The sequence below is a fragment of the Pseudomonas sp. PA-5-4B genome (genome assembly GCF_021606215.1).
Lineage (GTDB): Bacteria > Pseudomonadota > Gammaproteobacteria > Pseudomonadales > Pseudomonadaceae > Aquipseudomonas > Aquipseudomonas edaphica.
Map to the genome: position 1 here is coordinate 33,470 of NZ_WKDB01000025.1, position 12,964 is coordinate 46,433.

Consider the following 12,964-nt stretch of genomic DNA (forward strand, 5'->3'; position numbering starts at 1 on the left):
GGCGAGCGGGCTTGTTGTGGCGAGCGGGCTTGCCACAATAAGTTTGCTCAGCCAGGGGGGATTTCATCTCAGCCTCAAGACCACCAGGGCACCGAGCCCGAAGAGGCAGGCCACGCCCACTGCATAGGCCAGCGTGCGCCAGGGTTGCAGCCCTGCCAGATACGTCACCGTGTGCGCCAATCGGGCCAGGGTAAACAGGCCAAAGAGCCAACCCGTGACACCCTGGGAACTCCCAAGCGCCACACATAATCCGCCCAACACAAAAAACAGCGGGATGTTTTCCAGGTCATTGGCCCACGCCCTTTGCGCCCTCACGACGTGTGGCAATTCTTGTGGCTGCGCCATGCGGCTGAAGAACGCCGCATCTTCAAGGTTGGTGAACGCCCGCCGCCGAATCCGCCAAAAACCCTGATAGCAGGAAATCGCAAACATTTTCAGGCACAGCACCAGCACACAGCCTGCGTAGATAGCCAGCAGGTCATTCATCGCGCAACCCATTGACGACGATATAAAGCAACGGCCCCACCGAAACAAACACCGCCGTCAGCGCAAAATACGGCAGCACAGACACGACTGACCGCCCGCGCCCGCGCGCATCCCGATACATCCACACACACGCCAGCACCGCCATCAGGTACAGGTCGATCACCACCTGCGCGGTGTCCGGCCGCGACATCAATTGGCGCCCGAAGGCCAGCAGTGATTGCTCGGCGGTGAGCATCGTCACCAGTGTATAGAGTGAAAATCCAACTAACCCGACCAGGGCAATAGAGGGTCTGTGCATGGTCTCGTCCTTGAAGTGAATGAAGCTCACGATAGTGATAAGGTCTTGGCCCTCGCAATGACCTCACAGGTTATGAACCCGCCATGGACACTACTGCCGGCGACCAACTGCGCCAACTGCGTCGCCACGCCAAGCTCAGCCAACTGGACCTGGCCTTGATCACCGGCGTTTCGCAACGTCACCTCAGTTACATCGAAACCGGCCGCGCCAAGCCGAGCCCGGGCACGTTGCACAATTTACTGACCGCGCTGGATGTGCCGCTTGAGCAGTGCAATCGCGTGTTCCTCGCCGCCGGCTACGCGCCACGCTACACCTCCACCCCGCTCGCCTCACCGGCCATGGCCGCGATTCGCGAAGCCGTCAGCCATGTGTTGCACGCCAATAACCCGGCCCCGGCGATTCTGCTCGACAGCCAATGGCAAGTGCTGGCGGCGAATGCGAGTACCGGCGTTCTGTTTGAATTGTTGGGGCTTGAACCGGATGCGGCAGACGGGCTGAACCTGCTGACCACGCTGCTGCAAACCGGCGGCTTGGGCGACCACCTGATCAACGCCGAAGAGATCCGCACGCTTGCCTGGCAACGCGCCAGCCGGGAGGCGTTGGGCAATCCTGAATTGGCGGTTTTATTAGCCAGCCTGCCGACGCCCACCCACACCGAACCACCCGGCCACATGCCGCCCTTGGTGCTGACGCGCATCCGCTCACCCCAGGGCGAGCTGAGCTTTCTGTCGACCTTCACCACGTTCGGCATGCCCCAGGACATCACCCTCACGTCGCTGCGTATCGAGCATCTAATTCCGGCTGACGAGCCGACGTGGCAAGTCATGCGCGCCGCCTATGCGGAGCATGCCGCGCTGGTTTTGTGAAATATCTGTCCGTAGACTGCCGCCATACCTCCCACTTGAAGGCGGCGAAAAAAACGTGATGCAAGTTACCGAAGTCTCCATTGCCCAACTGCGCGCGGCGCTTGAAACCGGCCAGACCACTGCCGTTGAACTGGTAAACGCCTACCTGGCGCGGATCGATGCCTATGACGGCCCGCAGACCGCCACCGCCTTGAACGCCGTGGTAGTGCGCAACCCCGAAGCCCTTAAAGAAGCCGAAGCGTCCGATGCGCGCCGGGCCAGGGGCGAAACGTTGGGGCCATTGGACGGCATTCCCTATACCGCCAAGGACAGCTACCTGGTCAAGGGCCTTACGGCCGCATCCGGCAGCCCGGCCTTTGCCAAGCTGGTTGCGCAGCGCGACGCCTTCACCATCGAACGCTTGCGAGCGGGCGGCGCCATCTGCCTGGGCAAGACCAATATGCCGCCGATGGCCAATGGCGGGATGCAGCGGGGTGTGTATGGCCGTGCCGAAAGCCCTTACAACGCCGACTACCTGACTGCACCATTTGCCTCCGGTTCGTCCAACGGCGCGGGTACCGCCACGGCGGCAAGCTTCGCCGCCTTTGGTGTGGCTGAAGAAACCTGGTCGAGCGGGCGTGGCCCGGCGTCCAACAATGGTTTGTGCGCCTACACACCGTCCCGTGGGGTGATTTCGGTACGCGGCAACTGGCCGCTCACGCCGACCATGGACGTGGTGGTGCCCTATGCACGCACCATGGCCGACCTGCTGGAAGTGCTGGATGTGGTGGTCGCCGAAGACTCCGACACCCGTGGCGACCTGTGGCGCCTGCAGCCCTGGGTGCCAATCCCAAGCGTAGCGTCGGTGCGCCCCGTGTCTTACGCCGACTTGGCGGTAAGCAGCGAAGCCCTCGCCGGTAAACGTTTCGGCGTGCCGCGCATGTACATCAATGCCGACCCCGAGGCGGGCACCAGCGAAAAGCCCGGCATTGGCGGGCCGACCGGGCAGAAGATCAACACCCGCGCCAGCGTGATCGACCTGTGGGAAGCTGCACGCAAGGCGCTGCAAGCCGCCGGCGCCGAAGTGATCGAGGTGGATTTCCCGCTGGTGTCCAACTGCGAAGGCGATCGCCCTGGCGCGCCAACCGTGTTTACCCGTGGCTTGGTTTCCAGGGAATTCCTGCACGACGAATTGTGGGAACTGTCGGCCTGGGCTTTTGATGACTTTCTGCGCGCCAACAACGACCCGGCACTCAACCGCCTGGCGGATGTCGATGGGCCGAAAATCTTCCCGCACGACCCGGGCACCCTGCCCAACCGCGAAGATGACCTGGCCGCCGGCATGGACGAATACGTGCGCATGGCCGAGCGCGGCATCACGCCGTGGAACGAGATCAGCACGGTGCCGGACGGTTTGCGCGGCCTGGAGCAAACCCGGCGCATCGACCTGGAAGACTGGATGGACACGCTTGGGCTCGATGCGGTGCTGTTCCCGACCGTGGCCGATGTAGGCCCGGCAGATGCCGACGTGAACGAAGCCAGTGCCGACATCGCCTGGAGCAATGGCGTGTGGGTCGCTAACGGCAACCTCGCCATCCGCCACCTCGGCGTGCCCACCGTCACCGTGCCGATGGGCGTGATGGCCGACATCGGCATGCCCGTCGGCCTGACCTTTGCCGGTCGTGCTTACGATGATTCGGCGCTGCTGAGCTTTGCCAGCGCGTATGAAGCCACCGGCAGCAAACGCCTGATCCCACCGCGCACACCGCCGTTGTAAAAAATGTGGGATCACTGATCGTTCCCACGCTCCGCGTGGGAACGCATTCTGTGACGCTCCGCGTCACGACTTCAAGAGCGGACGCAGAGCGTCCAGGGTTGCATTCCCACGCGGAGCGTGGGAACGATCAGGGCGATCAGGGTTGTGTTTCAGATCAGGCCATGTAGGGCACGGCGATCAGCAGGATGGCGGTGCCGTGGGCGAGTGCGGCGGGCAGTACGCCGTAACGCATGCGCACCAGCGCACAGGCCAACCCTTCAAGCAGGGTGAACAGCAACACCGGCCAGCCCAGTTGGGTAACGCTTAAGGCCAGGAACCCATGGCAGGCTGCAAAGGCCACGCCGCTGATCAACGCAGCGCGCAATGGCGAAACCTGTTGCTCCAGGTAACCCTGCAAAAAGCCGCGGAACAGCACTTCCTCCAACGCATTGGCGCCATAGGCCAATACCACCATGCCCGGCAACCACACCCAGTAGCCGTGGAACTGGCTTGCATCAATGCCTTGGTAAACCCGCAGTGGCACGCCGATCAAACAGCCGACCACAACCCCCACCGCCATGCCAACCAACGGGTTGCCAATGGACCAACGCATCAACCGCCACAACTCGGGTGCCAGGCGTGAGAGCAGCATGATCAGCAGCACCGACAGCCCGCCGAGCGCCGCCAGTACGAAGGCATTGCCACTGAATGCGATCTGCACATCGCGACTCACCGCCCACATACCCAGCGGCGTCATCACATCGCGCATCAGCACAAACGCCGCCAGCAGAATCAGGATGCGCATCGCCACCTGCGCCCTCGGTGTCAACGCGAACCACGCACCAAACAGCAGCAGACCCGGCGCCAAGTGCACGGCGTAGTCGATCAGTACCTCAAGCCCTTGGGTAATCATCGGTCACTCAACCGTGTGCGACAGCAATCATGTCGATCTCGACCGCCGCCGACTTGGGCAACTGCATCACCCCCACCGACGTGCGCGTGTGCACACCGGCAGCGCCGAGGATTTCGTGGAACAGGTCCGACGCGGCGTTGGCCACTTCACTTTGCTGATCAAAGTCTTCTGCGCTGCGCACATACACGGTGATACGCACGAGGGTCTTGACCTGATCCAGCGAACCCAGCGCTTGCTTGAGCAACCCCAGGCAACGCAACGCGCTGATACTGGCGGCGATTTGCGCCTGGGCCAGGGTCAGGCTTTCACCGACCTTGCCCGGCAGCATGAGGGTGTCACCGACACGCGGAATCTGGCCGCTGATGTACAGTTGGTTGCCATCGCGCACCAACGGCGTGTAGTTGCCGCCGATTTTGAATTCCTCCAGCAGGTAGCCGATGCGTTCCTGGACAGCCTGGTATTTTTCGTCGCGTGTCATGGGCGTGCGTCCTCGTTGCGGCGTTGCCACTCATCCACCACATCGCCCAAGGTTTTGGGCATGTCGTTGCGAATCCAGGCCATGAACGGCCGGTCGAACTTGAACGTCGGGCCGCAGTGTTCGAGCATGAAACGGCGAACGTTCTGGGTATTTTTGTAGTGTGGGGTCACGGGAGTGGCGCGGGTGATGGCGTCGCTGTGCCAGTCAAAATCCATGTTGTCTCTCGGGCGGCTTGTTATTTGCGCAGTAGCATAGCGATCGGCTTGTTGGGCTGGAAGCGACAAGGTGTACCGCCCTCAGTTATTTATTGTGTTGGGACGTCGTACAAGAAGCTATGTGATTTACGACGCCATCTAGCTTAATCTTTTCGAGATATTTCAAAATTTCACTTTCCTTGCCCCCCGAAAATATTGCATGGTTGTACGACGACTTAAGTTGTCGTGTTCACCCCAACAACAATAAGGAAACACCCATGCCAAACGTCAAAGTGCTGATCGGTTTTCTGTGCCTGTTCACCGGCTACGTCGCAGCTGCGCCTGCCCCGGCCGAAAAGGATGTGGCTCAAGCGGTCGACCAACTGACCCAAGCCATGCTGCACCTGGACCTCAAGGCGCTGCACGCGCTGACGTCCGACAAGCTCACCTATGGCCACTCCAGCGGCAAGGTGCAGAACAAAGCGCAATTTATCGCTGACCTGGAAACCCACACCAGCGCGTTCAAAACCCTCGAAATGCAAAACCAGACCATCACCCTGGACGGCGACACCGCGCTGGTACGCAACCACTTTCACGCCCTGGCCGTGAACAGCGGCGTCGAAGTGCCGACCGATATCGACAACTTCCAGGTCTGGCAGAAGCAAAAAGGCAAATGGCTGCTGATCGGGCGTCAGGCTTACAAATACTGACGCCAAGCGGTGCGGCTCACCACCGCACCGCTTCCCGGACCTTCAGCAGCGCCTCACCCAGCGCGGCCATGCTCACCGAACCCAGCGCCAGGCGCAGCGCGTGCGGCACCGTGGCCGAGACCGCAAACGGCTCGGCGGTGGACACGGAAATCTGCTCGCGCTGCAAGGCCATGGACACCTGATCGGCCCGCGCCTCGTCCCCCAGCGGCAACCACAAAAAATACGAAGACGGATGGCTGATGTAAGGCACGCCTTTGAGCACCTGCGCAGCCAAGGCTTGGCGTGCACGTGCGTCCTGGCGCTTTTGTGCTTCGAGCTGCGCGACGGTGCCGTCCTCGATCCAGCCCACCGCAATCGCGCTCATCACACCGGGCACGTTCCAGGTGGTGGCCATGATCGTGCGCTCCAGTTTTTTCACCCACTCCAACGGCGCGGCGATAAACCCGACGCGCAAACCCGTGGCAACGCTTTTGGATAACCCGCCCACGTACACCGTGCACTCAGGCGCCAATGTGGCCAGCGGCGGTGGCGCGTCTTCGGCCAGAAACGCATAGGCCGCGTCCTCAATGAGCATCAGATGGTGCTCACGCGCGATGGCAATCAGTTGCACGCGTTGCGCAAGGCTCATCACCCACCCCAACGGGTTATGCAGGGTTGGAATGCTGTACACCGCACGCACCGGGCGCCTGCGGCACAGCGCGTGCAGGAACGCCAGATCCGGGCCGCTGGCGGTCACCGGAATGGCGACGATTTCCAGGTGCAGGGTTTCGGCCAACACCTTGAAGCCTGAATAGGTCAGCGCATCCACGGCAATTACATCCCCAGGCTTGAGCAACGCCATCATCGTCACCGCCAGGCCGTGCTGGGCGCCGCTGACCATCAGCACCTGCTCCGCCTCAACCGCCAGGCCTCGGCTCAATAGATGCCGTGCCACGGCAGCGCGCTCATGCAGACGACCGGCATGCGGCTGGTAACGCAACAGCGCTTCCAGGTCGCCCGACAGCGCCAATTGGCGCAGAGCGGTGCGCAGCAGGTCTGCCTGGCCGGGCAGCGAGGGGTAATTGAAATTCAGGTCGAGCATGCCGGTGGCCACATTCATCTGCCCACTGCCCTGCCCCGGCGGCAAGGCGATTTCCCGCACAAAGGTGCCGCGCCCGGTTTCGCCGCTGACCAGGCCCATGGCTTCAAGCTCGGTGTACACCCGGCTCGCGGTGACCAATGCCAGGCCATGTTCAGCCGCCAATTGCCGGTGCGTGGGCAGGCGTGTGCCGGGCGCCAGTGCGCCGCTGCGGATGTCTTGGGCAAAGGTGTCGACCAGCGACTTGTAGCGGGCGCGCGGCATAGGCGGTGTATCCATGACAATTTTTTGATTGTCTTAATCCTGGCCCCTAGGATGGTGTTTACGCAACCACCTAGTTCGAGCCCTCACCATGGAACGCACCGCAAGCCTCACTGCACCGGATACCAACGCCCAAGGCTGGATCAACGGCTTTATCGGCGTCGTCATCTTCAGCGGCTCCTTGCCAGCCACGCGCCTGGCGGTGATGGAGTTCAACCCGGTGTTTCTGACCATGATCCGCGCCGCCATTGCCGCCATGCTCGGCGTGCTGTTGTTGTGGTTGTTCAGGGAAAAACGCCCTGCACGCCACCAATGGGGGCCGCTGGTGATCGTCGCCCTGGGTGTGGTGATCGGTTTTCCACTGCTCACGGCACTGGCGCTGCAATACGTGACCTCGGCGCACTCCATCGTGTTCATTGGCCTGCTGCCGCTGGCCACTGCAGTGTTTGGTGTACTGCGTGGCGGCGAGCGCCCGCGCCCGGTGTTCTGGCTGTTTTCGATTCTCGGCAGCCTGCTGGTGATGGGCTACGCCGTTGCCCAAGGCTTGAGCGCCGCGCCGGCCGGTGACCTGCTGATGCTGTTGGCCGTATTGGTGTGCGGCCTGGGATACGCCGAAGGCGCCACGTTGTCGCGCAGCCTGGGCGGCTGGCAGGTGATCTGCTGGGCGCTGGTGGTGTCGTTGCCGGTGGTGGCGCCGTTGAGCGTGATGCTGGCGCCGGCAACCCTCACGGGCATCAGCCTGCCGGCGTGGCTGAGCCTGGGCTATGTGTCGCTGTTCAGCATGCTGATCGGCTTTGTGTTCTGGTATCGCGGCCTGGCCCAGGGGGGCATCGCTGCGGTCGGCCAGTTGCAGTTGCTGCAACCGTTTTTCGGCCTGGCGCTGGCGGCGAGCCTGCTGCATGAGCAGGTCAGCCTGGGCATGGTGCTGGTGACGGTTGCGGTGATCGGCTGTGTGGCCGGGGCCAAGAAGTTTGCCCGTTAGCGCTGCGGCGCAACCATCTTGAATTTGATGTTGATGTCATTGGACACCACGCTGTTGCCCGCCCATTCACCCTCACCAATCTTGAAGTCGCTGCGCTTGAGGATGAACGCCCCGTCAAACACGCCGATGCCGCTTTGCTCCTTGAGCTGCACCTCAATATCCACCGGCCGCGTGATGCCCCTGATCGTCAGGTTACCGGTGATCTTGTAGCGGTTATCGCCCAGCGCCGTGGCGCCATTGGACTCATACACGCCCACAGGATAGGTCGCGGTGTCGAACCACGCCGGTTGCTGCAATTGGGTATTGGCGTCCTGGCTGCCGGCGTCGATGCTGGCGAGCTGGATCTTGAGCAACGCATGCGCCGCCTCAGGCTTTTGCGTGTCGAAGGTCAGAGTGCCTTCAAAGTCACTGAAGGTGCCATACACCCGCTGCCCGAATTGCTGGAAGGTAAAACTGATCTGGCTGGCGGTGCGGTTGACGTCTTTGTATTCCACGGCCTGCGCGTTGCCGAGAAACACACCAAGGAGCACCGCCAGGCTTACAAACAGGGGCATTCGACACTTCATGCAACACTCCGCAAGATAAATGAACAGATGTGCTGAGCTAACACGCCATGCCATGGTTTTATTCCCTTTCGCAGCGTGCCCTGCTAAACAGAGTAGTCGCCAAAAGAAACAATAAGGACTTTGCATGCACACCCCTTCCCTGCAGGACATCACCGCGCCCGAAGGCATCTGCTACGGCTGCGGCGGCAGCAACCCCCATGGCCTGCACATCAAAAGCCGTTGGGATGCCGATGGTATCCATGTGATCGCCGAGCACCTGCCCGAAGCTCAATACAGCGGCTGGCCGGACCTGGTCTACGGCGGCCTGATCGCCATGCTGGTCGACTGCCACTCCAACTGGACGGCCATGGCCTACCACTACCGCAACGAACTGCGCGAGCCCGGCAGCCTGCCGCGCATCGACTGCGTGACCGGTAACCTGGGGATCAAATTCATCAAGCCCACACCCATGGGCGTCACGCTGACCCTGCGCGCGCGGGTTGAAGGCGACGTGGGGCGTAAAAGCCGCGTGGTCTGCGAGGTGTACGCCGGTGACGTGCTCACCGCCCTCGGCGACTCGGTGTTCGTGCGCGTCGATACCCGGCAACTGTCGGATTCCGCCCATGGCCGCGAACGTTGATCCTGGTCTACAGTGATGACCACCGCTAATCGAGGACTGCTCCGATGACTCGTCTCACCGCGAAAGACTTCGCCCCCGAACTGCTGGAACTCTACGACGGCTACGCCCACGGCAAGCTCAACCGCCGCGAATTTCTCGACCGCGCCGCGCGGTTCACCTTCGGCGGCCTCACCGCCTCGGCCCTGCTGGCAGCCCTGAGCCCCAACTACGCGCTGGCCGAACAAGTCAAATTCACTGACCCAGACATCGTCGCCGACTACATCACCTACCCCTCGCCCAAAGGCAACGGCACCGTACGCGGCTACCTCGTACGCCCGGCCAAGGCCAGCGGCAAACTGCCCGCCGTGGTGGTGGTGCACGAAAACCGAGGCCTTAACCCCTACATCGAAGACGTCGCCCGGCGCCTGGCCAAAGCCGGCTTCATCGCCCTGGCACCCGACGGCCTCACCTCCGTGGGCGGCTACCCCGGCAACGATGAAAAAGGCGTGGAACTGCAACAAAAAGTCGACCCCACCAAACTCATGAACGACTTCTTCGCCGCCATCGAATGGCTGATGCACCACGACAGCAGCACCGGCAAAGTCGGGATCACCGGCTTCTGTTATGGCGGCGGCGTGACCAATGCGGCGGCGGTGGCTTATCCAGAACTCGGCGCAGCTGTGTCGTTCTACGGCAGGCAGCCGGATGCGAAGGACGTACCACGCATCAAGGCGCCGATCATGCTGCATTACGGCGAACTGGACACGCGCATCAACGAGGGTTGGCCGGCGTATGAACAGGCGTTGAAGGCCGCAGGCACGACCTATGAGGCGTTTATTTATAAGGGCGCCAATCATGGCTTTCATAATGATTCGACGCCGAGATATGACGAGGCAGCGGCGAATCTGGCGTGGGAGCGCACGTTGGGCTGGTTCCGCAAATACCTGGTCTGAACACGTTCAGAACTGTGGCAGCTAACTTCTTGTGGCGAGCGGGCTTGCCCCGCGCTGGGGCGCGAAGCGGCCCTGACACCTCACGACGCGATACATCTGGAAAACCGCGTTGACTCCCCTGGGGCTGCTGCGCAGCCCAACGCGGGGCAAGCCCGCTCGCCACAACACCCCGCCTCTCAGCTTTGATCGGTGTTGCCTGATCGACACGCATGGTCAAAGGCCAGCAATCCATATCGCTTTAATTTGCAGGAAGTTTCCTAGACAATCCTTTGGCCTTGCGCCTGCTCACGCCACTGGCTAGCCTTCGCTCTGTCGCTGCACATCAGCGATCGGGTGTGGAAACCTGGGAATCAGTGGGCGCCAAGCGCCAGCACCATCTGACCAATGTCGGCGCTTTCTTTTTGCCTTCAGAACGTTATATGGCGGCTGTACGTGGGCAGACTTCGGTCTGGCCGGGTCCTACTGTCCGGTTTTCCACCCTGCGTACAGCTGCCACCCTTTGTCGTGTGGAAACGGCATTCGGATGGCTCCCATTTCAGTAGGAGCTTATGCATGAGCAAAATTGTCCCTGATCCACCGCGCTTTACCCCCGACCGTGAAGTGTTTGAACGCGCCTTACGTCACTACTTGCAACCCGAGTCGCCGCACTCCTTTACGGTGCAGAACGACCTCAGCTTCGAAGACGCCCTCGCCCAACTCTGCGACCTGCTGCGCTGCGCAGCCGCCACCGCTGCCGACACCACCCAAGGCCTGACAGGCGATCAACGCCACATGGCCGGTGCCACCGAACACCTGATCGACATGGCCCAAACCCTGGCCGACCGTGCGCTGGAGTGCCTGCAACCCAAAACCTGCTGACACACCACAAACCAACTGTGGGAGCTGGCTTGCCTGCGAAGGCGGTGTGTCAGTGCCGGATTAATGACTGATACACCGCCGTAGGCAGCAAGCCGAACTGGGCACTTTCCCTCATGAGCCAGTTTGCCGATTCAGGAAGGTTTTTCAAAAAAAATAGGGGGCAGACCACGTTTAGTGCTCCGTCAGAAGAATAGTGGTCTGATCCCACTCGATCTCTTTTGCTCCATCTACACTGCTTTAATCGCTGAAATCAGACCCAAAAGCTCGGACTCAGTCAACTCAAACTCCTCACCGTCCTCCATTGCCATCAATGTGAGAAGTGCTCGATCCATGGGAGCAGTGATTTCTAAGCCATGGTTTTGATAAATTTCAAATGCCAGTTTAGAAATCCTAAAGACATCGAAACCGTTAACCAGTGCTTTTTCTAAATCCATAGCGAGGTCGGCTTGTGAGTACATATTCCTAGCTCTTCAACTCTGGAAAAATAGGGGCCAATCCACGCTTAATACTCAGCAAGAACAATAGTGGTCTGACCCTGAGGGATCCCCGGCTTATGTAAACAGCAACAACGGCCAAGCTCAGCGCCCGGCCGCCTCAAGCGCTTTTTAACTCACTTGCTTTCTTTTGCAATGGTACCCAACGACGCGTCCTTGACCAGATAACGGCCTTCCACATCGCTCAGCACTTTGAGGCTGTTGCGCGCCACGGCGAAGCCCATTTCAACTTCCTGCTTGAGGTAAACCACCTCACCGGCCTTGACGTTGATCGGCATGTCAGCCCAGTTTTCAGCTTTGGAACTGATCACGTGCTGGCCCGGCGACACGAAGAAATAAATGTACTGGTTACCACGGTTGTAACCCATCTCCGAGTCGGCTTCCTTGTCATCCAGGAACACGTTGAACCGCACCATCATCCCCACGTTGCTTGGGCGCACGACATACACCAGGCCTTTATCGGCGACGGCGGCCTTGGGCAACGAGTAGTTCGCCACGTCAGCCTGCATCTTCTCCACCGACGGCGTCGAGGAGCAACCAAACAGCGTGGCCAGGGACAATACAACAGCGGCTTTGCAGAACAGCTTGATCATGTACTTCTTCCTTGTGGTGTGACGGTAGAGCGGGTTGAGAGCGCCGGCGATTGGCAAGCGCAGGTTCTTTGATGCGTTTAATCATCGCCAGGGTATCGGCCGCGGGGATGAAGACGTGAAGCGTTGTGCGTGGGCCAGCACTTTGATGCCTTGCGGGGGTTTGGGCGCGGGGCTTGTAGTCCGGCCCGTCGCCCATATGGCGATCAGGTTGGCAACCTGACAAGAGAGTGCAAAAGCAACCCGCTTCTTTCATTAATTTTCCGAAGTCCTTTGTTGCTTAAATAAATCTGTCCCCATTTCGCCTTTTACTTATTAAACCATGTTCTTCGGGATTGAAATTCTCCGGCCATATAGTTTGATCATCGTACGAAGCCCCCTCCAGATTACACTGATCCAGCCCGACAACAGTGACGTCCGCACCTGAAAACTCAACGTCTCGAAAGTCCCCCCCAACGACATTGGCACCTTTTAAGCTTGCCAAGCTAAAGTCCACCTTCGAGAAATCAGAATACATAAGTAAAGACCCAGAAAGGTCAACACCTCTCATTTTGGATCCGACTAATATCGCACTAATCAGCGAAACATTTATCATTCTCGCATCATTCAATACAGAAAAATAAAATACAGAGTTTCTTAAATCACAACCTGTAAAGTCGGCCTTACTAAAATTTAAGCCCTCAAATATCGCGCGATGAAAATTAATACCTTTAAGATCTGCACCCGCAAAGGTTTCAATAGGAAGCTCTAGGTAGTCACCTGTCTCGAACTTTACTGTAATCATCTGCTATCCCTGTCCAAAGGTAAAACTTAAAGATTTACAGTCGGTATTTTTTTACTCACCTTGTAGTCAGTCAATACTGGAATAGTGGTCTGACCCCATTTCCCCCCTGACTTCTTCTTA

At 59.9% G+C, this 12,964-nt stretch carries 17 protein-coding genes; 7 read left to right on the plus strand and 10 right to left on the minus strand.

Annotated features, from left to right (window positions below):
* Window positions 1-63: 63 nt before the first annotated feature.
* Together GIW28_RS14425 and GIW28_RS14430 are read right to left on the minus strand one after the other, a co-directional pair.
* Window positions 64-486, minus strand: coding sequence for an MAPEG family protein (locus GIW28_RS14425; RefSeq protein ID WP_099549637.1), 423 nt, complete (start codon window positions 484-486; stop codon window positions 64-66).
* Window positions 479-784, minus strand: a complete 306-nt coding sequence (locus GIW28_RS14430) for a DUF2834 domain-containing protein (RefSeq protein WP_026013836.1) — start codon at window positions 782-784, stop codon at window positions 479-481. Before GIW28_RS14430 ends, GIW28_RS14425 begins: the two co-directional genes overlap by 8 nt.
* 83 nt (window positions 785-867) lie before the next feature.
* Between GIW28_RS14430 and GIW28_RS14435 the strand changes: the two genes are divergently transcribed.
* Both GIW28_RS14435 and GIW28_RS14440 read left to right on the plus strand, forming a co-directional pair.
* The gene (locus GIW28_RS14435) at window positions 868-1,650 is read left to right on the plus strand and encodes a helix-turn-helix domain-containing protein (protein ID WP_236447397.1); all 783 of its coding nucleotides are present in this window, start codon (window positions 868-870) and stop codon (window positions 1,648-1,650) included.
* Window positions 1,651-1,705: 55 nt separating this feature from the next.
* Window positions 1,706-3,406 carry an amidase gene (locus GIW28_RS14440; RefSeq protein ID WP_169986266.1) on the plus strand — a complete coding sequence of 567 codons (1,701 nt, stop codon included), beginning with the start codon at window positions 1,706-1,708 and terminating at the stop codon, window positions 3,404-3,406.
* Window positions 3,407-3,560: 154 nt separating this feature from the next.
* On the opposite strand, the gene GIW28_RS14445 is transcribed toward GIW28_RS14440, so the two are convergent.
* From GIW28_RS14445 to GIW28_RS14455, 3 genes are read right to left on the minus strand one after another with little or no spacing between them, the layout of a single operon-like run.
* Entirely contained in the window at window positions 3,561-4,298 is a 738-nt protein-coding gene (locus tag GIW28_RS14445; protein WP_099549634.1) for a CPBP family intramembrane glutamic endopeptidase, read from the minus strand.
* 7 nt (window positions 4,299-4,305) lie between these two features.
* Window positions 4,306-4,776 (minus strand): RidA family protein, encoded by a 471-nt coding sequence (locus GIW28_RS14450; protein WP_169986268.1) that lies wholly within the window; start codon window positions 4,774-4,776, stop codon window positions 4,306-4,308.
* Complete coding sequence (locus tag GIW28_RS14455; protein WP_017138970.1) at window positions 4,773-4,991, minus strand: DUF6434 domain-containing protein; 219 nt, start codon at window positions 4,989-4,991, stop codon at window positions 4,773-4,775. Before GIW28_RS14455 ends, GIW28_RS14450 begins: the two co-directional genes overlap by 4 nt.
* Before the next feature lie 257 nt (window positions 4,992-5,248).
* Between GIW28_RS14455 and GIW28_RS14460 the strand changes: the two genes are divergently transcribed.
* Window positions 5,249-5,680 carry a nuclear transport factor 2 family protein gene (locus tag GIW28_RS14460; RefSeq protein ID WP_017138971.1) on the plus strand — a complete coding sequence of 144 codons (432 nt, stop codon included), beginning with the start codon at window positions 5,249-5,251 and terminating at the stop codon, window positions 5,678-5,680.
* Window positions 5,681-5,696: 16 nt separating this feature from the next.
* Here GIW28_RS14460 and GIW28_RS14465 read toward each other — a convergent pair whose 3' ends face one another.
* Window positions 5,697-7,022: an aminotransferase-like domain-containing protein gene (locus GIW28_RS14465; protein WP_169986270.1), complete on the minus strand. Its 1,326-nt coding sequence runs from the start codon at window positions 7,020-7,022 to the stop codon at window positions 5,697-5,699.
* Between the two features lie 88 nt (window positions 7,023-7,110).
* Between GIW28_RS14465 and GIW28_RS14470 the strand changes: the two genes are divergently transcribed.
* Window positions 7,111-8,001, plus strand: coding sequence for a DMT family transporter (locus GIW28_RS14470; RefSeq protein WP_169986272.1), 891 nt, complete (start codon window positions 7,111-7,113; stop codon window positions 7,999-8,001).
* On the opposite strand, the gene GIW28_RS14475 is transcribed toward GIW28_RS14470, so the two are convergent.
* Window positions 7,998-8,555, minus strand: coding sequence for a YceI family protein (locus GIW28_RS14475; RefSeq protein WP_395599751.1), 558 nt, complete (start codon window positions 8,553-8,555; stop codon window positions 7,998-8,000). The two genes, GIW28_RS14470 and GIW28_RS14475, sit on opposite strands and share 4 nt — an antisense overlap.
* A gap of 136 nt (window positions 8,556-8,691) precedes the next feature.
* On the opposite strand from GIW28_RS14475, the gene GIW28_RS14480 reads away from it, so the two are divergent.
* The 3 genes from GIW28_RS14480 (at window position 8,692) to GIW28_RS14490 (ending at window position 10,976) form a co-directional block, all read left to right on the plus strand.
* The gene (locus GIW28_RS14480) at window positions 8,692-9,186 is read left to right on the plus strand and encodes a PaaI family thioesterase (protein WP_065931619.1); all 495 of its coding nucleotides are present in this window, start codon (window positions 8,692-8,694) and stop codon (window positions 9,184-9,186) included.
* A gap of 44 nt (window positions 9,187-9,230) precedes the next feature.
* Window positions 9,231-10,118 (plus strand): YghX family hydrolase, encoded by an 888-nt coding sequence (gene yghX / locus GIW28_RS14485; RefSeq protein ID WP_236447398.1) that lies wholly within the window; start codon window positions 9,231-9,233, stop codon window positions 10,116-10,118.
* A gap of 552 nt (window positions 10,119-10,670) precedes the next feature.
* A complete protein-coding gene (locus GIW28_RS14490) occupies window positions 10,671-10,976 on the plus strand; it encodes a DUF6124 family protein (RefSeq protein ID WP_183144510.1) in 306 nt (101 codons plus the stop codon).
* 227 nt (window positions 10,977-11,203) lie between these two features.
* Here GIW28_RS14490 and GIW28_RS14495 read toward each other — a convergent pair whose 3' ends face one another.
* The 3 genes from GIW28_RS14495 to GIW28_RS14505 form a co-directional block, all read right to left on the minus strand.
* Window positions 11,204-11,434 (minus strand): hypothetical protein, encoded by a 231-nt coding sequence (locus GIW28_RS14495; RefSeq protein ID WP_017138978.1) that lies wholly within the window; start codon window positions 11,432-11,434, stop codon window positions 11,204-11,206.
* Between the two features lie 152 nt (window positions 11,435-11,586).
* Window positions 11,587-11,979 carry a DUF2846 domain-containing protein gene (locus GIW28_RS14500; RefSeq protein ID WP_026013838.1) on the minus strand — a complete coding sequence of 131 codons (393 nt, stop codon included), beginning with the start codon at window positions 11,977-11,979 and terminating at the stop codon, window positions 11,587-11,589.
* 361 nt (window positions 11,980-12,340) lie between these two features.
* Window positions 12,341-12,844: a pentapeptide repeat-containing protein gene (locus tag GIW28_RS14505; RefSeq protein WP_236448106.1), complete on the minus strand. Its 504-nt coding sequence runs from the start codon at window positions 12,842-12,844 to the stop codon at window positions 12,341-12,343.
* Window positions 12,845-12,964 lie beyond the last annotated feature (120 nt).